This is a genomic window from Tardiphaga sp. 20_F10_N6_6, from assembly GCF_052076045.1.
Taxonomy (GTDB): Bacteria; Pseudomonadota; Alphaproteobacteria; order Rhizobiales; family Xanthobacteraceae; genus Tardiphaga; species Tardiphaga robiniae.
In genome coordinates this window covers 6,344,339-6,371,270 of sequence record NZ_CP197239.1, presented here as the reverse complement: position 1 = coordinate 6,371,270, position 26,932 = coordinate 6,344,339, and the positions used below count along the sequence as shown (strand labels likewise).

Genomic DNA, 26,932 nt, shown 5'->3' with positions numbered 1-26,932 from the left:
GGTATTGACCGTGACTTCAAGCATGTCCCGCGCATGCGAAGGCCGACTTTGGTCAGGGACCGGCACCCTGTTCAGCTGTCGGGCGGCGGAATGAGGTGATTGCCCGAGACCGCCGCCCGGCCTTGATCTCGCCCGTTATTTGCCCTGCCAGTTCGGCTTGCGCTTGTTCAGGAAGGCATCCATGCCCTCGCGGAAATCCTCGCTCATATAGGCCTTGAGCACGAGATCCTTGCCCTCCTCGCGGGTCAGGGTCGGGCGCAGGCGGCGCACAGCTTCCTTGGTCACTTCGAGGGTGATCGGCGCGTGGTTGGCCACCAGTTGCGCGAGTTCCAGCGCGCGGCGCTGCAGCGTCTCGACATCGGGCACGATCTCGTTGATCAGACCCAGCGTCAGCGCCTCGTCAGCCTCGATGAGGCGGGCAGTGAAGATCATGTCCTTGGTGCGGGCCGGTCCGACCAGCGCCATCACGCGGCTGATATTGGACATCGACAAGCAATTGCCGAGGGTGCGGGCAATCGGGAAGCCCATGCGCGTGGCAGCCGTACCGATACGCAGGTCGCAGCAGGCGGCAATGCCGGCGCCGCCGCCGGTGCAGGCGCCGGCGATCGCGGCAATGGTCGGCACCCGGCAGGTCTCCAGCGCGGTGAGCACGCGGTCGATCCGCGCTTCGTAATCGAGCGCATCCTGCGCCGTCTTGAATTCGCGGAATTGCGAGATGTCGGTGCCCGAGGCAAAAGCCTTGTCGCCGGCGCCGGTCAGGATGATCGCCTTGATCGAGCGGTCCTCATTGGCCGCCTGACAGATCTCTGCCATCCGCTCGTACATCGAGAACAGCATGGCATTACGCGCCTGCGGGCGATTGAAAGTGATCTTCGCGATCCCGTTCTCGACGGAATACAGCAGGTCTTCATTGGCAGGCGTTGGCGCATTCATGTGATTCGTCCTCTGGTGCAGCGTTCCGCCGCAACATGTTGAAAAGGCTGGAGCGATTATGCTCCAGCCTCCAGTAGATTGTTAGGCCTCAAAGACGGGAATTCGTGCGCTTTAAGCCACCGCCGCCTTGGTCATCGGCACTACGCTTTTGCCGGTCAGCACATCCATCGCTGCCATCACGCCGCCAGCGCGGTGCGGGACCTTGGCGAGTTCGAGACCCATCTCGACGCCGGACAGTGTGCCCATCAGCATCAGATCGTTGAAGTGGCCGATATGGCCGATGCGGAAGATCTTGCCCTTCCACTTGTTGAGGCCGGTGCCGAGCGACATGTCGAAGTTTTCGAGCACCACCTTGCGGAACACGTCGGCGTCATGCCCTTCCGGCATCAGCACGGCGGTCAGTGCCGGCGAGTGATCATGTGACTCAATCGAGACCGTCTCGAGACCCCAGGCCTTGACGGCTGCACGGGCGGCGGCGCCATGGCGCTTGTGGCGCGCGAACACGTTGTCGAGCCCCTCCTCCTCCAGCATCGCCACGCCTTCCTTCAGCGCATAGAGCAGATTGGTCGCGGGCGTATAGGGCCAGGAGCCGAGCTTGTTGGCGGCGATGATTTCGGCCCAGTCCCAATAGGACCGGAACGAGCTGTTGGCCTTGGAGGCGGCCAGCGCCTTGTCGGACACGGCGTTGAAGCCGAGGCCCGGCGGCAGCATCAGGCCCTTCTGCGAACCGGCGACAGAGACGTCGATGCCCCAGGCGTCATGTTCGTATTCGAGCGAGCCGAGGCCGGAGACGGTGTCGACCATCAGCAGCGCCGGGTGCTTCACCCGGTCGAGCAGCTTGCGGACGTCCTGCGGATGGGTGACGCAACCGGTCGAGGTCTCGTTATGGACGATCATCACCGCCTTGATGGCGTGCGACTTGTCCGCAGCGAGACGCTTCTCGATCTCGGCGAGATCGGCGCCGTGGCGCCAGTCGCCCGGCACGAAATCGATACCGAGCTTGAACTTCTCGGCAAGACCCCGCCATAGCGTGGCGAACTGGCCGGTCTCGGCCATCAGCACCTTGTCGCCCGGCGACAGCGTATTGACGATAGCGGCTTCCCAGGCGCCCGTGCCCGAGGAGGGATAAATGATGACCGGCTGCTTGGTCCGGAATACACGCTGCATCGCAGCAATGACATGGAGACCGAGCTCGGCGAATTCGGGACCGCGATGGTCCAGCGTGGGCATATCCATCGCCCGCAGCACCCGGTCGGGTACGTTGGTCGGGCCAGGAATCTGCAGGAAATGCCTTCCGGTGTGCACGGTCATGTCTCGTCCTTCCCAGGGAGTCCATTTTTATTGAAACGCCCGGATAGCACCTTTCAAACGGCTTGTCCCGCGTCTGGTATACCAGAGCGCTGAAGAAAAGCGTGGGGCAGCCATGAGGATTTCTTATCCCTCCCGTATCCCCTCCTTGCCACCGCCGGAGCACAGCACCTCCGGGTTGCCAAGCCGGAATCCGGATGCAAGACAGGGCGATAGAGGGATAAGGCTGGAATCCATGACGAAGGCGGCAATCATTCGGAGCACGGCTGCAGACAGCGCGCTGGCGGCAAAGCTCGCGCGTGAAGTCTCCGGCGACGTGTTCTTCGACCCGTTCAATCGCGGCCGTTATGCCACCGATGCCTCGTTCTACCAGATCGTTCCGTTCGGCGTGGTCGTTCCGCGCACCATCAACGAGGCGCTGCGCGCGCTGGCGATCTGCCGGGACGATGGCCGCATCGTCACGCCGCGCGGCGGCGGCACCTCGCAATGTGGACAGACCGTCAATGACGGCATCGTCATTGACCTCTCCAAACATCTCAACAAGCTCATCTCGCTCGACGTCGAGAACCGCACCTGCATCGTCGAGCCTGGCATCGTGCTCGACGATCTCAACCGGCAGCTGAAGAAACACGGACTGTGGTTTCCGGTGGATGTCTCCACCGCGTCGCGCGCCACCATCGGCGGCATGGCCGGCAACAATTCCTGCGGTGGCCGTTCGCTGCGCTATGGCACCATGCGCGACAATACGATTGCAATGGATGCTGCGCTGGCGGATGGCAACCTGCTGAATTTCGGCGAAGTAAATTCCGGGGACGATGCGCCTGCCCTGTTTCGCGACATGCTGGCGCTCGGCGAGCGCGAAGCGACCGAGATCGCGGAACGCTTTCCGCAGGTGCAGCGCCGTGTCGGCGGATACAATCTCGATGCGCTGACGCCGCGCAACACCGCCAACAACCTGGCGCATCTCCTCGTGGGCTCCGAAGGCACCCTCGCCTTCACCACACAGGTCGAACTCAAGCTGTGGCCGCTCATCGGCAGCAAGGCGCTCGGTGTCTGCCACTTTGGCAGCTTTTACGAGGCCATGGATGCGACCCAGCATCTGGTCAAGCTCAAGCCCATCGCCGTCGAACTCGTCGACCGAACCATGATCGCACTCGGCCGCGACATCGCGATGTTCCAGCCGATCATCAAGAGTGCCGTGCGCGGCGATCCGGATGCACTCCTGATCGTCGAATTCGCGGAAGAGGATCAGGCCGCTAATGCCGCCAAGCTGAAAGAGCTGGGTGCGTTGATGGGCGATCTCGGCTTTGGCTGGAACAACCCGGCGCGCAAATGGGGCGGCGTCGTCGACGTCACCGAGCCAGCGCTTCAGGCGGGTATTGCCGAGTTTCGCGCGGCCGGCCTTAACGTCATGATGTCGATGAAACAGGACGGCAAGCCGGTCTCCTTCATCGAGGACTGCGCGGTGCCGCTGCCGCATCTGGCCGACTATACCGAGCGCCTGTCCGCGATCTTCAGGAAGCACGACACCACCGGCACCATGTATGCGCACGCTTCCGAAGGCTGCCTTCATGTTCGCCCGGTGTTGAACCTGAAGCTCGACAAGGACGTCAAGGCGATGCGCGCCATCGCCGAAGAAGCCTTCGCGATGGTCAGGGAATACAAGGGCTCGCACTCCGGCGAGCACGGCGACGGACTCGTGCGCTCGGAATTCCACGCCGAAATGTTCGGCGAGCGCATCATCAGCGACTTTGCCGAAGTGAAGCATCGCTTCGATCCGCAGAATATTCTCAATCCCGGCAAGATCGTCGATCCGCCCAAGATGGACGATCGTTCGCTGTTTCGTTACACGCCGGACTATCGCGTCGGCGAATTGAAGACCGCGCTCGACTGGTCCGCATGGCCCGGCGCTGGCGGCGGTTTTCAGGGCGCCATCGAGATGTGCAACAACAACGGCACATGCCGGAAGTTAGAAGGCGGCGTGATGTGCCCGTCCTATCGCGCGACGCGCGATGAGAAGGATGTCACCCGCGGCCGTGCCAACACGCTGCGGCTGGCAATCTCCGGCCAACTTGGCCCGGATGCGCTGACGTCGGATGCCATGGCCGACACGATGAAACTTTGCGTGTCGTGCAAGGCCTGCCGCCATGAATGCCCGACCGGCGTCGATATGGCCAAGATGAAGATCGAGGTTCTGTCCGCACGCGTCGCGAAACATGGTCTCACCCTGCGCGATCGCCTCGTCGGCTATCTGCCGCGCTATGCTGCACTGGCCGCACGCGCTGCGCCGCTTGCGAATTTGCGCAACAGGAGCCCGCTGCTGCGCAATCTGCTGGAACGCTATGCGGGCATCAGCGCCAAGCGCAGCCTGCCGGAATGGCGCAGCGACGTGTTTCACAGCGACGCCGAAGCCGTCGGCCCCGCCGATGGCCGCGAGGTCGTGCTGTTCGCCGACACCTTCAACCGCGCCTATGAGCGCGAGAACCTCGACGACGCACTGCGCGTGCTCACCGCCGGTGGCTATCGCGTGCATCTGCCGAAGCCGGTGGATCGCAGCAGTCGTGCCCTGTGCTGCGGCCGTACCTTCCTTTCGGCAGGCCTAATCGATCAGGCCCGCGCCGAACTCGACCGTCTCGTCGCCACCTATGCGCCCTTCGCGGCACGCGGCGTCCCCATCGTCGGCCTGGAACCGAGTTGCCTGCTGACGCTACGCGATGAATTACTGTCGCTACGTTCCGACGAGATGGCCAGGAGCGTCAGCGCGCACGCCATGTTGTTCGAGGAATTCCTGGTCCGCGAAGCCGAGGCCGGTCGGCTGCAACTGCCGCTGAAGCCGATCGCGCCGAAGGCGATAGTGCATGGCCACTGCCATCAAAAGTCATTCGGTGCGTTCAAGCCGGTCGAACAGGCCTTGCGCCTGATCCCGGATCTGAAGGTCGAGACCATCGAATCCAGTTGCTGCGGCATGGCGGGCGCGTTCGGCTATGGTGCCGACACCTACGACGTCTCGATCCAGATGGCCGAAGCGTCCTTGCTACCCGCCGTGCGCAAGGCCGACGCCGATACGCTGATCGTCGCCGACGGCACATCCTGCCGGCATCAGATCGCTGATGGCGCCTCGCGCCATGCGTTGCATGTCGCGCGCGTGCTGGCGATGAGCCTCGACGGCGCTGCAACAAACGTCCATTCTTCCACGCTCAACTAGGAAACAACCGACATGGCCGACCTCACCCTCGACGTAGCCCGCAAGATTCTCGACGCCTCGCTCGCCAAGGTGATCGAGATGAAGTTCAAGCCGATGGTCATCACCGTGCTCGACGCCCGCGGCTGCGTAAAGGCCACCATCGCGCAGGATGGCACCAGCCTGATGCGCGGCGAAGTCGCCCACGGAAAAGCCTATGGCGCATTGGCCATGGGGCTCGGCTCGAGGGCTTTGCTCAAGCGTGCCGAGGAACAGCCGTTCTTCATCGATGCCGTGAATACCATGGCGCGCGGCGCGCTGATCCCGGTGCCGGGCGGCGTTCTCATTCATGACGCATCGGGCAGCCTGCTCGGTGCCATCGGCATCTCCGGCGATACATCGGACAATGACGAGATCGCAGCCGTCGCGGGCATCGAGGCGGCCGGCCTCAAGGCCTCGACCGGCTAGATCGACGTTGACTCAGCCACCGCATCCCCCGATCGACGACAGCGCGCTCCGCTCGCTGATCGACCGTATCGGGGATGCGCATGTGAAGGCACGGCTGGAGATCGAGACCCATCGCGATCACCAGCTGTTCGGCCAGGGCCGCTTGTTCTTCAATCTGGAGAACTGGCTCACCGCACCACCGATCGTCCGCACCGTGCTGCAACTCGCCGGCCTCTATGGCCGCGCCCGCCGCGAGGCCAACCGCGTATTGGTGCGCGAGAATATCGTCGCCTCACCGCGCCTGCCCGCCGCGTTCGACGGCTTCACGATCCTGCATATCAGCGATCTCCACGTCGATCTCAGCGAGGCTGCGCTGCGCCACCTGATCTCCTTCGTCGGCGATCTTGATTACGACATCTGTGTGCTGACCGGCGACTATCGCGGCAAGACCTATGGGCCGTATCAGCGCGCCACCGCAGGTGTCGGTGAACTTCGCAAGAGGCTGCGCGATCCCGTCTATGGCGTTCTCGGCAATCACGACAGCATCCGCATGACGCCGGCGCTGGAAGCCATGGGCATCCGCATGATGTTCAACGAATGCGAGACGATCGCTCGCGGCGACGAGAGGATCTATCTCGCCGGTGTCGACGATCCGCACTTCTACCTTGCCGACGACATCCCGAAGGTCGCGTCGCAAATTCCGACGGACGCCTTCTCGATCCTGCTATCGCACACGCCGGAGACCTATGCCGAGGCGGCCGAGCACAATTTCGATCTGATGCTGAGCGGCCACACCCATGGCGGCCAGCTCTGCCTGCCCGGCGGCTACGCCATCAAGCTGGAGGCCGTGTTGCCGCGCCATATGGGCAACGGCGCGTGGCGTCATAAAGGCATGGCCGGCTATACATCCGTCGGCGTCGGCACCAGTCTGCTCCCGGTGCGGCTGAATTGCCCGCCGGAAGTGACGCTGCACCGGCTGAAACGCGCGGGCTAGTTCTTGAATATGATTTACTAACCAAGGCGGCTATCGCTACAAACTGCAGTTTATTAAGCTGACGGAGCTAGCCTCAGTGCTCGTCCGACGCCTTCCAAGCAGGACCATTCCGACATGACGGTGATGATTACAGGCGGCGCCGGCTTCATTGGTTCGCATATCTGCGTGGAGCTGATCCACGCCGGTCGCAAGGTCGTGGTCTATGACAATTTCTGCAACAGTCATCCCGAAGTCATCAACCGCATCCGGCTGATCACCGGCACGGCACCGGATGTCATCAAAGGCGACGTACGCGATGTCAACACGCTGATATCGGCACTGTCGGCGCATGGCTGCAGCGCTGTCATTCACCTTGCCGGACTGAAGTCGGTTGCGGATTCCGTCAGCAAGTCTGCCGAGTATTATGATTACAATGTGGTCGGCACGCTGAGGCTGGCGCAGGCCATGCAGCAGACCGGAGTACGCAATATCGTGTTCTCGTCGTCTGCGACCGTCTATGGCGAGCCGGACGTATTGCCCCTGCGGGAGGACCACAAGCTCGCACCATTCAGCCCCTATGGCCGAACCAAATTGCAGGCCGAGGAATTGCTGAGCGACATTGCGCATTCCCTAGCCCCGTTGAACGTGGCAATTCTCCGCTATTTCAATCCGGTCGGCAGCCACGAAAGCGGGCTGATCGGAGAAGACCCCAATGGCGCTCCGAATAATCTGATGCCCTATATTTCGCGCGTCGCTATTGGACGACTGCCCGTGCTCAATGTCTATGGCAACGATTACCCGACATCGGACGGCACCGGCATACGTGACTATGTCCATGTGGTCGATCTGGCCGCCGGCCATGTCGCCGCCCTCGACCATGTCCACAAGCAGAAGGTCCTCAAGGTCAATCTGGGAACCGGACGAGGCACAAGCGTGCTGGAGCTCGTCGACGCCTATACAGCTGTGAGCGGCAGGACGATTCCTTTTGCCTTCGCACCACGACGGGCCGGCGACATCGCCAGCTACTACGCGAGCGGCGACGTTGCCGAAGAAACGCTGGGATGGCGTGCCCGGCGCGATATTTCGGATATGTGCCGCGATGCCTGGAACTGGCAGCAGAAAAATCCCAATGGCTATCTCGACCAGTAATCCCGCCCCGGCCAACATGCGGTCCGCGGGAATAATCGTTTTTGTATTGCTTGCGGGCGTATCGCTTCTCCCGACTGTGCTGACTCCGATTCCGGCGATGGTCGATTATGTCAACCACCTCGCCCGCATGTATCTTCTGGCCCAAAATGGGCAGCCCGGCGCCAACCCGTATTACGAGGTGCACTGGGCGCTGTATCCGAATCTCGGCATGGATCTGCTCGTCCCGCAGATCGCACGATGGGTCGGCGTCGAGAACGCAACCCGGCTGTTTTTGCTCTGCAGTCAGTTACTGATCATTAGCGGGGCGCTCGCGCTGGAGCGGGTTGCAAAGGGCCGTGTTCAGATCGGCGGCTTTGCTGCGCTTCTGTTCGTCTATTGCCTGCCCTTCAGCTGGGGGTTTCTGAATTTCGAATTCGGCCTGGGTATCTCGCTCTGGGGCATCGCCGCCTATCTGGCGGTGATCGAGCGTGCTCCGCTGATACGGCTCGTCGTCAATGCCTGTTTCGTCCCGGCACTTTTCGCGGTCCACTTCTTTTCGCTCGGCATCTATGGCGCAGCCATCGGTCTGTATGAACTTTGGCGCGCCCATCAGCGGAAGGTGCCCTATCGCGCGACTCTGTTGCGCCTCGTCCTTCTCGCACTGCCTGTGGTGCTCTTGCTGATCGTGATGCGCGCGACCTCCGGATCGGTCGGCAGTGACGGCACGGAGTGGCTGCTTCAGTACAAGCCAGTTTGGGTATTCCGTATCCTCAATGGCTATAACATGACGGTCTCCGCCATCAGCGTTCTGGTCCTGCTGGTATCGCTGTATCTGGCGTTCAAATACGAGGTTCTGAAGATCGAACCGGTCGGCATCTGGCTTGTTGCCGGCTTTTCGTTTCTCTATCTCGTCATCCCTTCGAAGCTTCTCGGCACGTCATTTGCCGACCTCCGGATTATCCCCGGGGCGGTGATCATCGTGGCGGCCTTCTGCTCACTATCCCTGCCGAACCGGCGGTGGCTCGCTGCCGCCTTGCTGGTGGTCAGCGGCGTCATCCTCGCCAATCTCGCAACCGTCTTTGCCGTCTGGCTCTCCTATCGCGCCGACTACGCGGCGCTGATCGCTTCGTTCCAGAAGCTTGATCGCGGTGCACTGGTTCTTGTCGGGACAAGCGGCAATGGCGATGACCCGCCGTTCAACGACCTGACAGATTATCCGATGGCCTATGCCCCGACCCTGGCCGTGCATTACGCCAATGCGTTCGTCCCCAACGTGTTCACCGAGACCGGCAAGCAGCCGCTTCGCCCCAGTGCCACCGTGCAACGTCTTGCCATTCCTTATGGCGGGCCCGTGCCGATGCGGTTGCTCAGTGCAATCGCCACCGGCAACGCGCCAGACGGCGCGCCGTCCTTCATCCAGACCTGGCACCGCGATTTCGACTATCTCTATGTACTCGGTCCCGCTTCGGCGAACCCGCTGCCCGACAGACTGCAAGAGGTGGACAGGTCAGCACGATTTGTCCTGTACAAGATTGACAGGCGGCCATAGCCGAGCGGACTGCCACGCGGTCTGGTTCGCACGTAGGCCTGCATCATGGAACCGCGCAAAGGCGGGTCAACGCGCCTGATTTCAAGGCTCTTTGCAAGGCCGCCTTAACCATCGGGGCTTAGGATCCCGCCAATCAGCGGGGCGGAACTCCAAAATGGCGATTGATGGCGGGCAGATCATCTACAGCATCGTCGTGCCGGTCTATAACGAGGAGGCCGTCCTGCCTGTGCTGGTCCGCCGGCTGGGACTGCTGCTCGACCGCCTCGACGCGTCCGCGGAAGCCATCTTCGTGGACGACGGCAGCAGCGACACCAGCCCCATCGTGCTGCAGGCACTCGCCAAGAGTGATCCACGCTTCCGTTACATCGGCCTGTCGCGCAATTTCGGCCACCAGGTGGCCATCACCGCCGGCATGGACGCCGCGCAAGGCGACGCGATCGTCGTCATGGACGCGGATTTGCAGGACCCGCCTGAAGTCGTCGAACAACTGATCGCCAAGTGGCGCGAAGGCAATGACGTGGTCTATGCGCGCCGTCTGTCCCGCGCAGGTGAAAGCGCGTTCAAGCGCGCCACCGCCCATGTGTTCTATCGGGTGCTTGGCCGTATGACCTCGGTGCGTATCCCGGCAGACGTCGGCGACTTCCGACTGATCGACCGCAAGGTGCTGGACGCGTTGCGCCAGATGCCGGAGCGTGATCGCTTCGTGCGCGGCATGATCGCCTGGCTCGGTTTCCGCCAGGCCGAAGTGAGCTTCCATCGCCTCGAACGCGCCGCCGGCGAAACCAAGTATCCGCTGTTCAAGATGGCGCGGCTCGCCATGTCGGCCGCGCTGGGCTTTTCCGACGCGCCGCTGCGGCTGGCGATCTGGTGCGGTCTCGCGGTCTCGAGCCTGGCTCTGCTGTATGGCGGCTGGGTGCTGCTACTGTGGATGACGAACGACCCGCATCTGGTCGCGGGCTGGTCGTCGATCATCGTCATCGTGTCCCTGCTCTGCGGGTTGAACATGCTGATGACCGGCATTGTCGGCCTCTATGTCGGCCGCATCCACGCAGAAGCGAAACATCGTCCACTTTATGTCGTGCAGAACCGCGTCGGTTTCGAGCGCGATCAAGCCGACGCATCTTACCGCACCTCGCGCAGTGCCTGACGGAGTGGATTGTCATGAGCCAGCTGTTCGACAGCTACCGCAGCAACTACCGCGACGTCGTTCAGTCCTCGATCGACTTTTCTGGCCTGCCGCATAGCTTCTTCATGCGCGCAAAGGCCGATCTGCTGCGCGAATTGATCGCAGAGCGGCTTCAATCAAAAAAGCCTGACATGCTCGATGCCGGCTGCGGCGTTGGCAGCTTCCATCCGTTGCTGCGCGGCATGGTCGGGCGCCTCAGCGGCATCGACGTCTCCTCCGCCAGCATCGTCCAGGCGCAGACCGACAACCCCGACGTCGCCTACCAAGATTTCGACGGCCGTATTTTTCCGTTCGCCGATGCCAGCTTCGATCTCGTCACCACGATCTGCGTCATGCATCACGTCCCGCCTGCGGAATGGGCGGGTTTCATGCGTGAGATGCGACGTGTGGTGCGGCCGGGCGGCGTCGTCTGTGTCATCGAACACAACCCTTTCAATCCGCTGACACGCCTGGCCGTGGCACGCTGCGAATTCGATCGCGACGCGGTATTGCTCCGCGCGGGCAAGACGCAAAAGATCATGGCAGGCGCCGGCCTGCGCGACATCGCATCGCGTCACTTCCTGCTACTGCCCTGGGAAGCGAAAGCCGCGCGGCGTGTCGAAAACGCCTTCAGCGGCCTGCCACTTGGCGCGCAATACGCAACGTTCGGTACCGTCTGAACTATTTCGCGGCAGCGCTCTGTCGCTTGTGCACTACTGCGACCTCGTCGCCATAGACGCGCTTCCAGTCCGGCAGCCGGTCGAGCAGCGCAACCGCGGGGGTTTCCGGCTCCAGCAGCGTGGTATCGATTTTATAGTCGTCGAGCAGCTTCAGAAAATCATTCAGGTCCGCCAGCGAGAGGCCGCTGTTGTAGCGATGAAGAAATCTGCCGCCATAGAGTTCGCCGCGACCATCGATGAAAGTGGGAATTCCCGCGAAGATCAGATAGCCGCCAAACGAATAATCGTTGAGCACGCGGTTCGCCGCGGTCAGACCGGCGCTGGCCACCGCTGCCTGCGGCGTATTTCGTGTGGCGGGGCGAACGTCGCGCGCCGAAGCGATTACGGTCGCCAGGATCATGACACCGAGGGCACCGACCTGCAGCGCCCGACCTGAGCCGGCCTCATTGGATGCGGCCCAGCTGCGAAACTGCTGCGCGATCGGCGCGGCAAGATAGAGTGGCGCCAGCATGGCAAGCAGATCCGCGTTGCGCACCTGCGCCAGAGCAAAGTGCAACAGGCCGATTAAGACCAGAGCCCGCACCACGGGAAGCGTCACGCCGCGCGACAGCGCAAAGATTCCCGCCAGCAGCAGCATCTCAAAGATCCCGATGCGGCCGAAATTCTGTGGCCGCCATTCGCCGATCCAGTTGAGCGCATCGCCAAGACCGAGCGTCGTCAGCGGCATCAACAGCGTGCCGGGCCCGTAAGGGGTCAGGCAGGATGCGGCAACAGCAAGAGCCGCGAAAGCGAGCCAATGGAGCACTTCGCGAGGCCGCTCGCGGAGCTTGTTTCGTATGAGGACTTCGAGGATTGCGGGTCCGATCAACCCCAGTGCCAGGATGACGCTGCCGTGGAGATTGGCCCACAGAACCAGCAGGGGTAACGCCCAGTACGGCGGCCGTGCACGCGTATCCATGGCACGAACGAGCGCGGTCGCCCAAGTCATCATGACCGGCAGTGCCAATACATGCGGCCGCGCCAGCAGATGCGGCGCGAGAAGAACGACCACGGCTGTAACAATGATCAATACCGGCTTCGGCGCAAGTTCGCGCAGCAGGAACCGGGTCAGAATCCCGACGGAAAGCGCGATGGCCGCGGCAGCGAGCGCCACGACGCCTTGCCAGCCGGCAAACGTATAGACCGCCCCGTAAATGACCTCGGAGAGCCATTCGAAGGCAAGCCAATGACCGCCATGCATGGAAAAGGAGAACGAGTCGGTCGACGGAATGACGCCATTCGCCAGGATCCAGCGGCCGATCGCGATATGAGAAAAGCTGTCCGGATCGTTCAGCAGCCGCGGCCCGAGCGCCAGCAACAGGCCATAGACGCACGCGCTCACCAGCAAAGGCATCGTTGCCCGCACCGGGAACTGTTTGGCTGGGCTGCTGATGGCCTGGTCGCTCACGGGCTACGAGGGTACGGCGACACTGTTAATTCCACTTTAAGGCTGACGATGCGCCCGTGCGCCGGCTCGATGGTCTGTCGTGGCGCGCCACCGAGAGCCGCCCTATTTGCCTGGCCACACCGGCTTGCGCTTCTCTCCAAACGCCTTGAGGCCTTCTTTCGCATCCTCGGTCATCGACAGGATCGCGATCTGGCTTTCGGTATAGGCGATGCTCTCGTCGAACGACATCGCGGCGATGGCGCGCATCGCATATTTACCGCGGCGGATCGCGGTCGGCGACTTGTCGGTGATGCGCGAGATCAGCCAGTCGACCTTGCTGTCGAGCTCGGCCGCCGGCACCACGTGATTCAGCAGGCCAGCGCCAAGCGCGGTCTGCGCGTCAAACGGCTCGCCGGTGATGCACCATTCGTTGACCAGCCGACGTGGCGCAATGGACTGCAGTAGCGCCAGCACCTGCATCGGAAACACGCCGACCTTCACCTCAGGCAAACCGAAGATCGCGTTGTCCGCGGCCACCGCCATGTCGGTCATGCACAGCAGCCCCATGCCACCGGCCATGCAGACGCCGTTAACGCGGGCGATCGCGGGCTTGGTGGCGTTTTGCGACAGCCGCATCAGATCGGCGAGATCGCCGTTGGGCTTGGAGAAATCCATCGAGAAGGCCGCACCCGCATTCGCCAGATCAGCGCCGGCGCAGAACGCCTTCTCGCCCGCACCGGTCAGCACGATGACGCGCACGCCCGCGTCCTCATGCGCCGTGCGATAGCCGTTGGCGATGCCGGCGATGACATCGCCATTCATGGCATTGCGCTTCTCCGGCCGATTGATGGTGATCCAGAGTGCGGCGCCCTTCTTCTCCAGGATTACGCTATCATTGGCCATCGGTCTGCTCGCTCGTTTGGAATATAGTTCGGTCGGTATAGCCGCTCAGAAGCGGCGCGCCAAACCCAGCGCGTCGCCGGCGCGGTTCTCGGACTCAACCGCACGCAGGTAGCCCTCGCGCTGCTGCAATCGCGCCCAATAGGCTGTGACACTCGGCCCGAATTGCGATGCAAGCCCGAGACGATTGGCCAGCAGCAGTGCATAGCCGACGGAAATGTCCGCCGCGGTGAAACGGCCGGCGCAGACATAGTCGTTGCCGGTGGTGATGGTCTCGATCATACGCAACCGTCCAAGAAAGAACTTCGAATAGTCCTCGACCACCTGCGGATGACGGCGCTCCTCCGGCTCGAGCTTCGAATAACGCAGCACCAGCGCCTGCGGGAAGGTCAGCGTGGCCTCGCCGAAATGCAGCCCGTTCAGGAACGCGCCGTAGTCCGGCTCGTCGATGCCGACGGCCAGCGGCGTCGGACCGTATTTGGTCACCAGATATTGCGCGATCGCCGCCGATTCCGTCATCCGGATCTCGCCATCGAGCATCAGCGGGATGGTGCCGAGCGGATTGATGCCGAGATATTCCTTGGCAAAGACACGCGGCGGGAACGGCAGCATCTTCAGCTCATAGGGCAGCCCGAGCTCTTCAAGCGTCCATAGCGGGCGGAACGAGCGCGCGCGGGCGCAGTGATAGAGCGTGATCATCGGGCGAGACCTCCAGGCAGGCACGGACATCGCCATGCTGCCAGCCAATGAGAAGCAGCCGCGAGGCTTCGTCAAGTCTTGCCCTTCTTCGTCAAGACTCGCCCTTCAGTACATGGTCCCGGTAGACCGGTTTCACCCTCCCCGATCGAAGACACCTGACACCACGCGCGCGTCACCGAGGCCGATCACGACGGCTTCGCCCCTCGGTTGCAAATGATGCGGCCGGCGGCGCAGCTGACATTATTTCGCCTGACTGCGACGAACTCCCGGCCAGACCGTCGTCTGCTGCGGAGGCTCGTCGGCCGGTCTGGTGCGATCCTCCGGGGAGAAAAATGCTGCGCGCGCAAACCCGGCGAGCCGGCCGCCCTGGGTGACGTTTGCTCCCTTTGTGCTGACCGGTTCCACCGGCCTGGTACCACTGAAATTCTGTTTCAGCTTCGCCATCGGATTTTCCAGCAGATAGTAAGACAGGATCGACAGACCAAGCGTAATGCCGAAAGCGATCGCGACCTGGAGGATCGGCACCTTGGTGCCATGGGTCGCAGCATCGTTGAGGCCGAGATAGAACAATACCGGCAGGTGAAACACATACATCGCGTAAGAGAGAGAGCCGAGCCCACGGAACAGGGACAGCGACAGGATCGCCGTCATCACACGCCGGACAATGCCGCGATCGAACACCAGCGTCGCAACGAAGGACACGCTCACCATGGAATAGGCCACCAGCGCGAGAGTCCAGTAGACTGGTTGCGAGGTGATGATGCCGAGGTCGCGGCCCTTGCGATCAATCACGAGGATCATCAGCGCTACGACCACGAGCGCTGCACAGCGCCAGCCGCGCAGCGGCCGGTTCTCGAACTCGCGCAGCGCCAGCCAGCCGCCGAGTGATAGCGACAGCATGCGGGTGAACAGCGACATATAGACGACGTCGCCCGCCTCTCGCGGCTCGTGATTGATGAGCAGCAGCGCCATCAACAAACCGCTCGCCACCGCCAGCAGCGGGATCACTCGCCCGGTCACGACATTGAGCCATGCCGGTGCCACCATCAGGATCAACAGCGGCCAGAAGAAATAGAATTGCTCTTCCACCGACAACGACCAGGTGTGTTCCAGCGGGTTCGGCGCCGCATGCAGCGGATGATAGAAATTGAACGTGTAGGTCAGAAGGCTCAGTGTATCCGCTGGACCTAATCTGAAGATGAAGTAGCAAGCAAGCACCGTGAGGTAATAGACCGGGAAGATGCGCAGCGCCCGGCGCATATAGAAATCCTTAAAGGAGATGCGGCCGTTCTTGGCTCGCTCGCGCAGCAGCAAACGCGTGATGAAGAAGCCGGAGATCACGAAGAAGATGTCGAGCGCGATATAGCCCACGCGCGACAGCTGGTTGACGTACCAGATCGCGTTGTAGGCGCTGCTGTCCAGCACCTGCGGGCAATGGGTGAACACGACCACCACCACACCGATTCCTCGAAAGCCGTCGAACGCCGGAAATTTCTCCAGCCGCTTGGCGACGCCTGCATTCTCCGACATTGCGATCTCCCCGTTTGAACCGGGGATAGCAACGGCGCGAATAACGAGGGTGAAGGCGATTTACATGTCTACCACCTCAGGCGAAATGTTCGGGCTTAACCTGAATGCCCGTTTGCGCGGGAGCGTTAGGGTTGATGCCGCCGCATTTACTATAACCCAGGACATCTTCACTGACTCCAGTGTCGCTTACGATCCGTTAAGCATCTGGGAACAGGCTGGGAACGATCGAAATTGACTCAACTTGTATTGGCAAGTGTGAGGGCACCAGATGACCAGGGTACAGCATCTCAGGGAACAAGCGATCCGCGCCGAACGGTTGGCAAAGACCATTCTGGATGCCGTCACCGTCACGCGACTTGTCGAGGCATCGCACGCATACCGCCAGGAAGCCGATCGCCTTGAGCAATACGAGGCGAGCGATCAGGCGACGACAAATGGATGCCTCACTAGTTGAACGAGTGCATGAGGCATCGGAATCCTTTGCTCGACAAAAAGGACGATTGAAAGCCGCCAAATCCGCCGGCCCTGCGAGTCGGAGCCCAACTAGTGGACAGCGCCCCTCGCCGGAAAATTACCGTGTTCACATCGCACGAACATGGCCGAGTGCCAGACCGATGGTGTGCGCCGCTTCCATCACGTGAACGGCGTATTCCTTGATCTGCTTTCGCTTGACCCGGATGTCGGGGCCAGACATGCCGATGGCTCCGACGAGTTCACCGGAGCGTCCAACGATGGCGCAAGCACAGGCGGCGATACCTTCCCGCCACTCGCCATGCAGCACTGACGAGTAACCTTGTACCCGTGCCGCATGGATGTCTTCGCGCAACTCCTCGATGGTCGTTCGCGTCGTATCCGTATAACGCCTGAGATGCGGGCGAAAGTTCTCCAGATATTCGTCTGGCATTTGCGCGAGCATCGCCTTCCCGGTTGCCATGGTGAATGCAGGCGCACGCATGCCGACGCTGGTATGCGCGCGGATATGATGCGCGCTTTCAATCTTGTCCACATAGACAACGTCGGTACCCTCGAGCACCGACAGATGGACGGTCTCTCCAGTAACTTCGGCCAGCGCCGTCATCGCCGGACGTGCGATACGGATCAGATCCATGCGCTGAATGACGTGGTTGCCGAGCACCCATAGCTTGGTTGTGAGCTCGTAGGTGCTGTGCGGCGGAATCTGGCGAACGAAGCCCTGCGATTGCAGCGTCGCCAGCAGGCGATGCACATTGCTCTTGGTGAACTTCAGCTCATTGGCGAGATCGGTGACCCCGCGCGGCTGCTCGCTCATCGCAAGTGCTTCGAGGAGCCTCAGTCCCTTGATAAATGCCTTATCCATCCAAGCAGCCGATGTGAGGTAGTTCTCTGTTGCGAACAGACCGGCGGCGCTGGGCCGCCGGTCTCATTGTTGTATGGCGCGATTTACTGGGCAAGCAGTGCGTTCAACTTTTCCTGCGCATATTCTTCATTGGTCGAATTGCCCGCGGGCGATGGCGCCCCCCAGAAGTCCGGGCTCCATTCGATTGCCTTGGAGATGTTCTCAGGATTGTTCGCCCAATAGCGCGCGACGTTCTTGTCCGTCGCCGCATCGAACACGACCTTCGAAGGAAGCGCGACCGGGAAAGTGGAGGTCAGCTGGGCCGCGCGCTTGGGGTCGAGACGCCAGGACAGCAGCTTGAGCGCGTTATCATAGTTCGGCGCGCCCTTCGGGATCGAGAAGAAGTCGTAATAGACGAAGCCCTGATTGAAGGTGAGATCAATCGGAGCGCCTTCCAGCGCCAGTTTGCTCATCGAGCCCGTATAGGCCTGGCACATATCGGCTTCGCCATCGAGGAGCAGCTGCGGCGGCTGCGCGGCGGTGGTCCACCATTTGACGATGTGCGGCTTGATCTCCTTGATCTTCTTGAGCGCACGCTCCATGTCGATCGGATACAGCTTGCTCTTGTCGACACCGTCGGCCATCAGCGCGGCCTCGAAGGTGAAGCGCGGCCAGGCTGGCATGCAGCGGCGCCCCGGAAACTTCTTCACGTCCCAGAAGTCGGCCCAGTTCTGCGGGGCCTTATCGCCCTTGAACTTGTCCTTGTTGTAGACGAGGCCGACGCCGATCACCTGCAGCGCGACACCCTTCTTGCGCTTCAGATTGTCCGGCATCGCCGCCAGGGTCTTCTGCGCGGATTCCGACAGCTTGGAATAGTCGATGTCAGCTAGGCAGCAGTCGCCGAGCAGCTTGGTTTCCTGATCGAAGATGAAGGTCAGATCCCACTGCGCCTTGCCGGCTTCGGCCTGTGCCTTGATGCGCGGACCGCTGCGCGCTTCCTGCACGGTGACGACCTTGATGCCGGTTTCCTTCTCGAACGGATCGTACATCACCTTGCGCAGCGCATCGCCATAACCGCCGCCCGGATCCTGCATGATGACGACGTTGCTCTGGGCAACGGCCAGACCCGTCCCCATGGCGATGAACGCCGCCGAAGCCAAGGCCGGCAGCCTGAAGCGTTTCATTCCCAGCATAGTGTGTTTCCTCCTGTTTGATCGTTTGTCATCAGGTCGCTTTTTGCGACGTTGCGAGCACTGGCCGCGCGAGGAACAGTCCTCCCACGACCAGCAGCACTTCGAGCGTGGACACGACAGCCAGCACCGGATTGAGCCGGTAATTGATGTCCCCCCACAGCATTAACGGAAGCGTCTTCAGCTGCGCGCTCGACAGGAACAGGGTGAGCACCAATTCGTCGAACGAATGCAGGAACGCAAAGAAGGTCGCGGCCGCAAGGCCCGGCGCGATGGCCGGCAGCGTCACCAGCCGCAGCACCGTGAGCGACGACGCGCCATGGACCGAGGCGGCCTGTTCGAGCCGCGAGTCCACGCTCTGCAGCGCAGCAGACAGGATCACCACCACGATCGGCAAACCGCCGATGGCGTGGGCCGCCGCAAGGCCGAACACCGAGCCGACCAGATCGAACTTCAGGAACAGCGTGTAGAGCGACAGGCCGAGCACCACCGGCGGCACGATGATTGGGCTGACCAGCAACAGCATGATCGCGGATTTACCGCGCACATTACCCCTGACGATGCCAAGCGCCGCGCATGTGCCGAGACCGACCGCAATGAAGGCCGAGACTGCCGCGATCAGCGCGGATGTCCAGAACGCGCGCATCCAGTTGGTGTCGGAGAAGAACTGCTCGTACCAGCGCAACGAGAAGCCCGGCGGCGGGAAGGTCAGATAGCTGGCGCTGCTGAACGAGATGATCATGACGACCATGATGGGCAGGATCAGCAGCGCGACCACCACGCCACCCATCAGGCGGACCGTCCATGTGCCGCAACTGGCCGGCAGCATGCCGAACAGCCGGAGCAGCGGCCAGCCCATGGCGTCAGCAAATGCGCTGCCGAAGCTGCGACGTGCGGTGCCGGACGTTGCCGCTGGCGCGGCCTTCCCTGCTGTCGTCTCGGTGAGCTTGCGCCCGCCCCAGATGAATTCCAGGCCGAGGAAACGCCCGGCGATGGCGACTACCAGCAGCGTGATCAACAACAGCACGACGCCCAGCGCCTGCAGGAAGCCCTCCGACGTCACGGAGTCCGCCTGTTGCGTGATATGCATGGCGAACATCTGGTCGCCCGGGCCGCCGAGCAGCGTCGGCGTGATGAAGAAGCCGATCGCGGCCACGAAAACCAGCAGGAAGCCGGCGCCAATGCCGGGCAGCGTCAGCGGCAACAGAACGCGCCAGAACACGGCGATAGGCCCGGCACCGCTGGCCAGCGCCGCGCGCGTCAAGCCGGGATCCAGCCGCGACACACTCGAATAGATGGTTAGCACCATCAGCGGCAGCAGCACCGCCGTCATGCCGAGCAGCACCGTGCCGCGGTGAAACAGCAACTGGACCGGCTCGCTCAGGATACCGATCGACACCAGGAACTTGTTGACCGGGCCGTTGCGGCCGAGCAGCACCATCCAGGCATAGGTGCGGATCAGGATCGCGATGAAGTATGGCAGCACGATCGCGGTGGCGATCAGAGCACGGGTGATGCCGCGGGTGCGATGGATCAGCAGCGCGGTGGGATAGCCGAACAGCAGGCACAGGAATGCGACCGTGACCGAGATCTGCATGGTCCGGACCAGCGATTCCCAATAGAGCGGCACCGCAAAGACACGCTGGAAATAGGTCAGCCAGCTTGGCCCGCTGATGCTGATGCGAATGAGATCGACCAGCGGCAGCAGATAGATGAACGACAGGAAAGCGACCGCGGGCAACAGCAGCAGCGCGGGGTTCTTGAGCTTCATGGCCAGGCTGGAACTCGCCTGATGCCTCGGCTCATCGGACAGCGAGATCGTCGTCATGTCAGCACCCAGCAGTCTTCCGGACCCCAGCTCACATGCAGGCGATCGCCGACATCGGGCAGCGGCCGCCTTGCGGTGTCGGTACAGCGGATCAGCAGGGTGTCGCCGCCGTCCATCTGCGCCTCGATGCGCAGGATCTCGCCAAGGAAGATCGCCGACGTCACAGTCACCGGCGTCGAGCTTGCGGTCGGCTCGTTGGGGATCGCGATGCGCTCGGGCCGCACCAGCACGGTGACGCGGCCGACATCGATGGCGTCGCGGCTCTCGGCATCGAACACATAGCCGGCGCGGTTCTTCAGCGTCACTGTGGTGCCGCGCTTCTGCATGATCTCGGCTTCGATCAGATTGCTCTCGCCGACAAACGACGCCACAAAACGATTGGACGGGTGACGATAGATCTCGACTGGGCGGCCGATCTGCACGATCCTGCCGGCATCCAGCACCGCAATGCGATCGCTCATGGTAAGCGCTTCGCCCTGATCATGCGTCACGAACAGGATCGTGCTGCCGATCGTCTGATGCAGATCGCGTATCTCGATCTGGATCGATTCGCGCAGCCGACGGTCGAGCGCGCTGAGCGGCTCGTCCATCAGCACGACCTTCGGCCGCATCACGATGGCGCGCGCAATCGCGACGCGTTGCTGCTGTCCGCCGGACATTTCCGACGGCGATTTGTTCGCGTGATCCGACAGGCGCATGATTTCCAGCGTCTCGGCGACGCGCCGCTCGGTGGTGGCGCGATCGACGCCGGCCATGCGCAGCGGGAACGCGACATTCTGTGTCACCGTCATGTTGGGAAACAGCGCGTAGCTCTGGAACACCATGCCGAATCCGCGCTTATGCGTGGGCACGTTGTGCACCGGCCTGCCGTCCACGAGAATCTCGCCGCCGTCGAGGCTCTGGAAACCGGCCAGCAGGTTCAGCAATGTGGTCTTGCCGCTGCCGGACGGGCCGAGCAGCGTGATGAATTCGCCGGGTTCGATATCGAGATTGATACGATTGACGGCATGGAACTGGCCGTACCGTTTTTCGGCATCGCGAACTGCGATGCGCGAACCGATGACCTGACGCTCGCTTGCGCCGCCCGACTGCGACGCCGGAACACCCGCGCCGGAATGTCCCACGCGCAGCGCCAATGGCTCAGCCATCATCAACCTCCCTCGTCGTTCTATATTATGAGACGTTATTCCAATTATTGTTGGCATCACGCATCGTCTTGTCAAGTGAATGCGCGATGCGACGACGCGTCGATCGTCATCGACTTACCGACGGGTTTGCATTTTCCCCTATTGGCAAAGTGCTTCGCGACACAAACGGATTGACAGCCGCGGCGCCGCGCGACTAATTTTATTTAGAACCACGTTCTACAATATAGAACATATAAATCGGGAGGCGAATTGTGGTAAGCGATCTTCGCGCGTTGGCGAAGTATGTGGAGCCGGGAGTCCGGCTGGCGCTGCCGGTGGATTATGCCGGCGTCTCGATGGCGATGACGCGCCCGATCATTGAACGCAACACACGCAATCTCGATCTCGTCTGCGTGCCGACCGGTGGCCTTCAGGTGGACCAACTCGTCGGCGCCGGTCTGGTTCGGTCGGTCGAGACCAGCGCCGTATCGCTCGGCGAAGCCGGCGGCGCGCCGCGCTTCAACGCAGCCGTCAAGGACGGCGCGATCGCATTGAAGGACGCCACCTGCCCCGCTATCCATGCCGGCCTGATGGCCGCGCAGAAAGGCAGCCCATTCATGCCGATGCGCGGGCTGATCGGCAGCGACCTGCTGCACCACCGCAGCGACTGGCGCGTCATCGACAATCCGCTGGCGGATGGCGGCGATCCCATCGTGCTCATCCCCGCGATCAAGCCCGACATCACGATCTTCCACGCACCGATGGCCGACCGATTCGGCAATGTGTGGATCGGGCGACGCCGCGAACTCGCCGCGATGGCCTATGCATCGGCCACCACGCTTGTCACTGTCGAGCGCATCGTGGATGAAAGCCTGCTCGCCAGCGAAATGAGCGCGGCGGGCGTGCTGCCGGCGCTCTATGTCACCGAAATCGCCGTCGCGCCGAAGGGCGCGTGGCCCTACGGCCTGTGGGGCGAATATCCGACCGACACGACCGAGATTCTGCGCTATGCGCGTGCCGCGCGCAGCGCCGAGGGTTTTGCCGACTACATGACGAACGCACAGATGGAGCCCGCATGATGAGCGAGGTTCACCCGCGCGAGATCCTGATCTGCACCGTCGCCAAACTGCTCGACGGCGTCCGGCATGTCGCTGTCGGTGCGTCCTCGCCGATCCCCGCGGCCGGCGCCATGCTGCTGCGGGCGCTGAAGCAGCAGACCAGCGAGAAAGGCCCGCGTATCTCGATCCTCGGATCGGTGGAGCACAATTTCTTCACCAACGGATCGGCCGAACTGTTCGATTGCGCCGGCCAGGGCCGCATCGATGCCTTCTTCCTCGGAGGCGGCCAGATCGACGGCCGCGGCAATGTCAATCTGGTGGGCACCGGCGACTATCCGCAAACGCAAGTGCGATGGCCCGGCTCGTTCGGATCGGCCTATCTGTATTACGTCGTGCCGCGCGTGATCCTGTTTCGCGAGGAACATACGCCGCGCGCTCTGGTCGAGAAGGTGGATTTCATCAGCACGCCGGGCGTCAGCGACAATGGCGTTTACCGCAGTGGCGGCCCGATCGCGCTGTTGACCAGCAAGGCCCTGTTCCGTTTCGACAAGGCGCGTCCGGGCTTCGATCTACAGAGCATCCATCCCGGACACGACCTCGCAGGTATCAAGGACGCCACCGGCTTCCAGTTCGCCCATGAAAGCCAGCCGGAACAGACCGCGCTGCCGGATTCGCAGACGCTGGCTTTGCTGCGCGGGCGTGTTTACGACGAGGTTGCCGAAACCTACCCGGACTTCGCCGCGCAGATGCGGCGCGAGATCGAACGGCCGCTGTCCCATGCATCCTGACAGGACCGGCGAGCAACGACACGGAGACGCTGCGTGAGTGAGATCAAACGGATCCCGCATTGCAGTCACTGGGGCGCCTATACGATCCTCGTGCAGGACGAACAGATCGTGGGCATCGAGCCGTTCGCCCATGATCCCGCCCCCTCGCCGATCATCCATTCGGTGCCGGAATGGGCCAATCCTGAACGCCGCGTTCCGCGTCCGATGGTGCGCTCCGGCTGGCTCGACAAGCGCGAGCACAGCGATCGACGCAATCGCGGCGCGGAGAAGTTCGTGCCCGTCAGCTGGGATGAGGCGACCACGCTGGTGGCCGACGAAATCTGTCGCGTCTCCAACACCCACGGCAATGCGTCGATCTTCGCGGGCTCCTATGGCTGGACCAATTCGGGCCGCCTGCATCATGCGTCGTCTTTGCTCAAGCGCATGCTCAATCTGGTCGGCGGCTTCACCCGGCATGTGGATACGTATTCCATTGCTGCAGGCCCGGTAATCCTGCGCCATACGCTGGGAAGCTCGGATGCTTGCGACGGCCAGGCCAATACGCTCGACACCATAGCCGCACACACCGACACGCTTGTGGTGTTCGGCGCGCTATCGCCGCGCACTGCGCAGACCGAGGCCGGTGGCATCGGCACCCACCGCCTCGAATCCTATCTCAGGAAAATCGCCGAGCGCGGCATCCGCATCGTTCACGTCTCGCCGCTGAAGGACGATATGCCGGATTGGGTCGATGCCGAATGGTGGCCGATCCGCCCGAACACTGACTCCGCGCTGATGCTGGGCCTCGCCGGCGAGATCGTGAAGGCAGGCCGGCACGCCCGGGATTTCCTTGATCGCTGCACCAGCGGCGCCGAGCAACTGCTCAGCTATCTCGACGGCTCGTCGGATGGCATTCGCAAGGATGCAGCCTGGGCCGCGGAGATCTGCGGGCTCGACGCCGATGGCATCCGCCAGCTGGCGCGGCGCCTCGTCGATACCCGCAGCATGCTCACCGTGAGCTGGAGCCTGCAGCGCGCACATCATGGCGAGCAGCCGTTCTGGGCCGCGCTCGGCCTCGCCTCCATCGTCGGCCAGATCGGGCTGCCGGGCGGCGGTGTCGGCTACGGCTATGCCTCGCTGGGCGGCGTCGGCTCGCCCTTCAATCTCGGCAAGTCACCGGCCATCTCGCAATTGACGCGCCCGATCGACAGTTTCATCCCTGTGGCGCGCATCAGCGACATGCTGCTCAATCCCGGCGCGACCTTCACCTATGAGGGCGAGACGCGAATCTATCCGGACACAAGGCTGGTCTACTGGGCCGGCGGCAATCCCTATCATCACCATCAGGATCTCAACCGGCTGTCCGAAGCCTGGACGCGGCCCGAGACCATCATCGTCCAGGATCCGATGTTCACAGCGACGGCACAGCGCGCCGATATCGTGCTACCGGCGACCACATCGATCGAACGCAACGACCTTGCCGGCAACAGGCGCTCCGACTTCATCATTGCGATGAAACAGGCCATCAAGCCGGTCGGAGACTCGCTGCCCGACTTCGAGATTTTCGACCGCATCGCCGGCAAGCTCGGCGTTGCCGACCGCTTCAACGAAGGCCGCGACGAAATCGGCTGGGTCCGTCATCTTTATGAGGCGAGCCGGCAGGACGCCTCCGAGCGGCTCGGCTTCGACATGCCCGATTTCGAAACATTCTGGCACGACGGCTACGCGCGCTGCCCGGTGCGCGCCGACCACACTTTCCTCGCCGATTTCCGCATCGATCCCGAGGCGCACGCGCTCAAGACCGAAAGCGGCAAGATTGTGCTCGGCAGCGAGACCCTCGCCCGGCTCGGTTATGCCGATTGTCCGTCGCATCCGGCCTGGGTTGAGCCGGCGGAATGGCTCGGAAACGGTAGCGATGCGTCCGACTTGCACATGATCTCGCATCAACCGGCCGGCCGGCTGCACAGCCAGATCGAAACCGGCGTCGCCAGCGTGGCCAACAAGCGCAACGGCCGCGAACAGGCACGGCTGCATCCCGACGACGCCGCGGCGCGCGGCATCAGTGACGGACAGACCATCCGCATCTGGAATGCACGTGGCGCCTGTCTCGCCACCGCTGATGTCACCGACAGCGTGCGCTCCGGCGTGCTGGTGCTGCCGACCGGCGCCTGGTTCACCCCGCGCGCTGAGACTGGTCTCGAAGTCGCCGGCAATCCGAACGTGCTGACGCTCGACATCGGCACCTCGCAATTCGGCCAGGGCTGCTCGGCGCATACATGCCTGGTCCGCGCCGAACCCCATATTGCAGATCAACGCGACGCTTTTGAAGAATACCAGGACAGACTGGTTGCACTCGCGACTGCCTGAGAGGAAACAGAAACCATGACCACCCCAGCCATCAGCCGCTTCCCTGTCCCCGAAATCTCCAGCCTGCCGGAAGACATCCGCACCCGTATCCTCGCGGTGCAGGAAAAATCCGGCTTCGTGCCCAACGTGTTCCTGACGCTGGCGCATCGGCCCGACGAATTCCGCGCCTTCTTCGCCTATCATGATGCGCTGATGGACAAGCCAGGCCCAATCACCAAGGCCGAGCGCGAGATGATCGTGGTGGCCACCAGCAATGCCAACCAGTGCCAGTATTGCGTGGTGGCGCATGGCGCCATCCTGCGCATCCGCGCCAAAAATCCGCTGATTGCCGACCAGATCGCGGTGAACTATCGCAAAGCCGACATCACGCCGCGGCAGCGCGCGATGCTCGATTTCGCCATGAAGGTCTCGATGCAGGCTTACGAGGTCGGCGATGCCGATATCGAGGCGCTGAAGCGCCACGACTTCACGGAGGACGACGTCTGGGATATCGCTGCCATCGCCGCCTTCTTCGGCATGTCGAACCGGTTGGCGAATGTCACCAGCATGCGGCCGAACAACGAATTCTTCGCCATGGGGCGCTGACCCGCCTCGCACCGATATAACGATGGCCCGCAGCGGCCGGTAAGAGCCGCAGCGACGACTTTCGAGGAAACAAGCCATGACGCATCCAAGCGCCGCAGACGTCGCAACCCGGCAGGCCATCATCGATGCCTGCCACGAAATGTCGGCTGCCGGTATCAATCAGGGCACGTCCGGCAATATCAGCGTCCGCACCGGGGACGGCATCCTGCTGACGCCGTCCGGTGTTCCCTATGACAGCATGCGGCCGGAAGACATCGTCGCGATGAAATGGGATGGCGCGTGGACGGCGCCGGCAGGCCGCGTGCCCTCGACGGAATGGCGTTTCCACCTCGACATACTCAAGGCCAAGCCCGAAACGAATGCCGTCGTGCACGCGCATCCGATCTTCTGCACGATCATCGCGATCATGAATCGCAGCATTCCCGCGATCCACTACATGATCGCGGCGGCCGGCGGCAACGACATCCCCTGCGCGCCCTATGCGCAATATGGCACCGCGGAACTGTCGCAAGCGGCACTGGAGGCGCTGCGCCATCGCCGCGCCTGCCTGCTCGCCCATCACGGGCTGATCGCCATCGGCCCCAATCTGCGCAAGGCGATGTGGCTTGCAGTGGAGGTCGAGGTGCTCGCCAAGCAGTATCACGGCTGCTTGCAACTCGGCACGCCGCCGCTGCTGCCGGATGCCGAGATCGACAGCATCCTGAAGCGATGGGGACAATACGGCCTGCGCGACAGCGACGGCACGCCGAAAACCTCGACCTAACCAACCAGCACCA

General features: G+C 62.5%; 23 protein-coding genes. 13 read left to right on the top strand and 10 right to left on the bottom strand.

The genetic code is table 11. The features are described 5' to 3' along the window. Positions 1-135 precede the first annotated feature (135 nt). Positions 136-933 (bottom strand): enoyl-CoA hydratase/isomerase family protein, encoded by a 798-nt coding sequence (locus AB7813_RS30380; RefSeq protein WP_441228925.1) that lies wholly within the window; start codon positions 931-933, stop codon positions 136-138. Positions 934-1,044: 111 nt separating this feature from the next. Then, a complete protein-coding gene (locus AB7813_RS30375; protein ID WP_120290503.1) occupies positions 1,045-2,244 on the bottom strand; it encodes an aminotransferase class V-fold PLP-dependent enzyme in 1,200 nt (399 codons plus the stop codon). 232 nt (positions 2,245-2,476) lie between these two features. On the opposite strand from AB7813_RS30375, the gene AB7813_RS30370 reads away from it, so the two are divergent. The 7 genes from AB7813_RS30370 to AB7813_RS30340 all read left to right on the top strand — a co-directional run bounded on the left by AB7813_RS30370 (position 2,477) and on the right by AB7813_RS30340 (position 11,364). Further along, complete coding sequence (locus tag AB7813_RS30370; protein WP_441228924.1) at positions 2,477-5,446, top strand: FAD-binding and (Fe-S)-binding domain-containing protein; 2,970 nt, start codon at positions 2,477-2,479, stop codon at positions 5,444-5,446. Between the two features lie 12 nt (positions 5,447-5,458). Further along, complete coding sequence (locus tag AB7813_RS30365) at positions 5,459-5,890, top strand: GlcG/HbpS family heme-binding protein (protein ID WP_439061255.1); 432 nt, start codon at positions 5,459-5,461, stop codon at positions 5,888-5,890. A gap of 7 nt (positions 5,891-5,897) precedes the next feature. Beyond that, on the top strand, positions 5,898-6,863 hold the full coding sequence (locus tag AB7813_RS30360) for a metallophosphoesterase (protein WP_441228923.1): 966 nt from the start codon (positions 5,898-5,900) through the stop codon (positions 6,861-6,863). Positions 6,864-6,977: 114 nt separating this feature from the next. Then, complete coding sequence (gene galE / locus AB7813_RS30355; RefSeq protein WP_441228922.1) at positions 6,978-7,991, top strand: UDP-glucose 4-epimerase GalE; 1,014 nt, start codon at positions 6,978-6,980, stop codon at positions 7,989-7,991. A gap of 97 nt (positions 7,992-8,088) precedes the next feature. Next, complete coding sequence (locus AB7813_RS30350; protein ID WP_439083745.1) at positions 8,089-9,519, top strand: hypothetical protein; 1,431 nt, start codon at positions 8,089-8,091, stop codon at positions 9,517-9,519. 154 nt (positions 9,520-9,673) lie between these two features. Continuing rightward, positions 9,674-10,666, top strand: a complete 993-nt coding sequence (locus AB7813_RS30345) for a glycosyltransferase family 2 protein (protein WP_441228921.1) — start codon at positions 9,674-9,676, stop codon at positions 10,664-10,666. Positions 10,667-10,680: 14 nt separating this feature from the next. After that, the gene (locus tag AB7813_RS30340) at positions 10,681-11,364 is read left to right on the top strand and encodes a class I SAM-dependent methyltransferase (RefSeq protein ID WP_441228920.1); all 684 of its coding nucleotides are present in this window, start codon (positions 10,681-10,683) and stop codon (positions 11,362-11,364) included. 1 nt (position 11,365) lies between these two features. Here the strand turns inward: AB7813_RS30340 and AB7813_RS30335 are convergent, their stop codons facing one another. From AB7813_RS30335 to AB7813_RS30320, 4 genes are all read right to left on the bottom strand, one after another. Next, complete coding sequence (locus AB7813_RS30335) at positions 11,366-12,757, bottom strand: hypothetical protein (protein ID WP_441228919.1); 1,392 nt, start codon at positions 12,755-12,757, stop codon at positions 11,366-11,368. Between the two features lie 156 nt (positions 12,758-12,913). After that, positions 12,914-13,693, bottom strand: a complete 780-nt coding sequence (locus AB7813_RS30330; RefSeq protein WP_439089484.1) for an enoyl-CoA hydratase/isomerase family protein — start codon at positions 13,691-13,693, stop codon at positions 12,914-12,916. Between the two features lie 45 nt (positions 13,694-13,738). Continuing rightward, the gene (locus AB7813_RS30325; protein ID WP_120290486.1) at positions 13,739-14,389 is read right to left on the bottom strand and encodes a glutathione S-transferase family protein; all 651 of its coding nucleotides are present in this window, start codon (positions 14,387-14,389) and stop codon (positions 13,739-13,741) included. A 240-nt stretch (positions 14,390-14,629) separates the two neighbouring features. Beyond that, entirely contained in the window at positions 14,630-15,919 is a 1,290-nt protein-coding gene (locus AB7813_RS30320; protein ID WP_441228918.1) for an acyltransferase family protein, read from the bottom strand. 268 nt (positions 15,920-16,187) lie between these two features. On the opposite strand from AB7813_RS30320, the gene AB7813_RS30315 reads away from it, so the two are divergent. Then, positions 16,188-16,373 carry a hypothetical protein gene (locus tag AB7813_RS30315; protein WP_120290482.1) on the top strand — a complete coding sequence of 62 codons (186 nt, stop codon included), beginning with the start codon at positions 16,188-16,190 and terminating at the stop codon, positions 16,371-16,373. Positions 16,374-16,499: 126 nt separating this feature from the next. Here AB7813_RS30315 and AB7813_RS30310 read toward each other — a convergent pair whose 3' ends face one another. The 4 genes from AB7813_RS30310 to AB7813_RS30295 form a co-directional block, all read right to left on the bottom strand. Next, complete coding sequence (locus tag AB7813_RS30310; RefSeq protein ID WP_120290480.1) at positions 16,500-17,255, bottom strand: IclR family transcriptional regulator; 756 nt, start codon at positions 17,253-17,255, stop codon at positions 16,500-16,502. A gap of 83 nt (positions 17,256-17,338) precedes the next feature. Next, positions 17,339-18,427 (bottom strand): extracellular solute-binding protein, encoded by a 1,089-nt coding sequence (locus AB7813_RS30305; RefSeq protein WP_120290478.1) that lies wholly within the window; start codon positions 18,425-18,427, stop codon positions 17,339-17,341. A 31-nt stretch (positions 18,428-18,458) separates the two neighbouring features. Then, positions 18,459-20,252 carry an ABC transporter permease subunit gene (locus tag AB7813_RS30300; RefSeq protein ID WP_199712078.1) on the bottom strand — a complete coding sequence of 598 codons (1,794 nt, stop codon included), beginning with the start codon at positions 20,250-20,252 and terminating at the stop codon, positions 18,459-18,461. Further along, positions 20,249-21,400 carry an ABC transporter ATP-binding protein gene (locus AB7813_RS30295; protein ID WP_441228917.1) on the bottom strand — a complete coding sequence of 384 codons (1,152 nt, stop codon included), beginning with the start codon at positions 21,398-21,400 and terminating at the stop codon, positions 20,249-20,251. Before AB7813_RS30295 ends, AB7813_RS30300 begins: the two co-directional genes overlap by 4 nt. A 251-nt stretch (positions 21,401-21,651) precedes the next feature. Here AB7813_RS30295 and AB7813_RS30290 point away from each other — a divergent pair, with 251 nt between their 5' ends. The 5 genes from AB7813_RS30290 (at position 21,652) to AB7813_RS30270 (ending at position 26,919) form a co-directional block, all read left to right on the top strand. Further along, positions 21,652-22,458 carry a CoA transferase subunit A gene (locus AB7813_RS30290; protein WP_320447567.1) on the top strand — a complete coding sequence of 269 codons (807 nt, stop codon included), beginning with the start codon at positions 21,652-21,654 and terminating at the stop codon, positions 22,456-22,458. After that, entirely contained in the window at positions 22,458-23,225 is a 768-nt protein-coding gene (locus tag AB7813_RS30285; RefSeq protein WP_441228916.1) for a CoA-transferase, read from the top strand. The genes AB7813_RS30290 and AB7813_RS30285 overlap by 1 nt, the downstream gene beginning before the upstream one ends. Before the next feature lie 33 nt (positions 23,226-23,258). Continuing rightward, positions 23,259-25,571 (top strand): molybdopterin-dependent oxidoreductase, encoded by a 2,313-nt coding sequence (locus AB7813_RS30280; protein ID WP_441228915.1) that lies wholly within the window; start codon positions 23,259-23,261, stop codon positions 25,569-25,571. A 15-nt stretch (positions 25,572-25,586) separates the two neighbouring features. Beyond that, positions 25,587-26,156 carry a peroxidase-related enzyme gene (locus AB7813_RS30275; RefSeq protein ID WP_441228914.1) on the top strand — a complete coding sequence of 190 codons (570 nt, stop codon included), beginning with the start codon at positions 25,587-25,589 and terminating at the stop codon, positions 26,154-26,156. Between the two features lie 76 nt (positions 26,157-26,232). Then, entirely contained in the window at positions 26,233-26,919 is a 687-nt protein-coding gene (locus AB7813_RS30270; RefSeq protein ID WP_441228913.1) for an L-fuculose-phosphate aldolase, read from the top strand. Positions 26,920-26,932: the final 13 nt, after the last annotated feature.

Excerpts from the sequence above, each read along its gene's own strand:
- AB7813_RS30380 (WP_441228925.1), bottom strand. The coding sequence starts at position 933 with ATGAATGCGCCAACGCCTGCCAATGAAGACCTGCTGTATTCCGTCGAG.
- AB7813_RS30375 (WP_120290503.1), bottom strand. The coding sequence starts at position 2,244 with ATGACCGTGCACACCGGAAGGCATTTCCTGCAGATTCCTGGCCCGACC.
- AB7813_RS30370 (WP_441228924.1), top strand. The coding sequence starts at position 2,477 with ATGACGAAGGCGGCAATCATTCGGAGCACGGCTGCAGACAGCGCGCTG.
- AB7813_RS30365 (WP_439061255.1), top strand. The coding sequence starts at position 5,459 with ATGGCCGACCTCACCCTCGACGTAGCCCGCAAGATTCTCGACGCCTCG.
- galE (WP_441228922.1), top strand. The coding sequence starts at position 6,978 with ATGACGGTGATGATTACAGGCGGCGCCGGCTTCATTGGTTCGCATATC.
- AB7813_RS30350 (WP_439083745.1), top strand. The coding sequence starts at position 8,089 with ATGGTCGATTATGTCAACCACCTCGCCCGCATGTATCTTCTGGCCCAA.
- AB7813_RS30345 (WP_441228921.1), top strand. The coding sequence starts at position 9,674 with ATGGCGATTGATGGCGGGCAGATCATCTACAGCATCGTCGTGCCGGTC.
- AB7813_RS30340 (WP_441228920.1), top strand. The coding sequence starts at position 10,681 with ATGAGCCAGCTGTTCGACAGCTACCGCAGCAACTACCGCGACGTCGTT.
- AB7813_RS30335 (WP_441228919.1), bottom strand. The coding sequence starts at position 12,757 with ATGCCTTTGCTGGTGAGCGCGTGCGTCTATGGCCTGTTGCTGGCGCTC.
- AB7813_RS30330 (WP_439089484.1), bottom strand. The coding sequence starts at position 13,693 with ATGGCCAATGATAGCGTAATCCTGGAGAAGAAGGGCGCCGCACTCTGG.
- AB7813_RS30325 (WP_120290486.1), bottom strand. The coding sequence starts at position 14,389 with ATGATCACGCTCTATCACTGCGCCCGCGCGCGCTCGTTCCGCCCGCTA.
- AB7813_RS30320 (WP_441228918.1), bottom strand. The coding sequence starts at position 15,919 with ATGTCGGAGAATGCAGGCGTCGCCAAGCGGCTGGAGAAATTTCCGGCG.
- AB7813_RS30315 (WP_120290482.1), top strand. The coding sequence starts at position 16,188 with ATGACCAGGGTACAGCATCTCAGGGAACAAGCGATCCGCGCCGAACGG.
- AB7813_RS30310 (WP_120290480.1), bottom strand. The coding sequence starts at position 17,255 with ATGGATAAGGCATTTATCAAGGGACTGAGGCTCCTCGAAGCACTTGCG.
- AB7813_RS30305 (WP_120290478.1), bottom strand. The coding sequence starts at position 18,427 with ATGCTGGGAATGAAACGCTTCAGGCTGCCGGCCTTGGCTTCGGCGGCG.
- AB7813_RS30300 (WP_199712078.1), bottom strand. The coding sequence starts at position 20,252 with ATGACGACGATCTCGCTGTCCGATGAGCCGAGGCATCAGGCGAGTTCC.
- AB7813_RS30295 (WP_441228917.1), bottom strand. The coding sequence starts at position 21,400 with ATGGCTGAGCCATTGGCGCTGCGCGTGGGACATTCCGGCGCGGGTGTT.
- AB7813_RS30285 (WP_441228916.1), top strand. The coding sequence starts at position 22,458 with ATGAGCGAGGTTCACCCGCGCGAGATCCTGATCTGCACCGTCGCCAAA.
- AB7813_RS30275 (WP_441228914.1), top strand. The coding sequence starts at position 25,587 with ATGACCACCCCAGCCATCAGCCGCTTCCCTGTCCCCGAAATCTCCAGC.
- AB7813_RS30270 (WP_441228913.1), top strand. The coding sequence starts at position 26,233 with ATGACGCATCCAAGCGCCGCAGACGTCGCAACCCGGCAGGCCATCATC.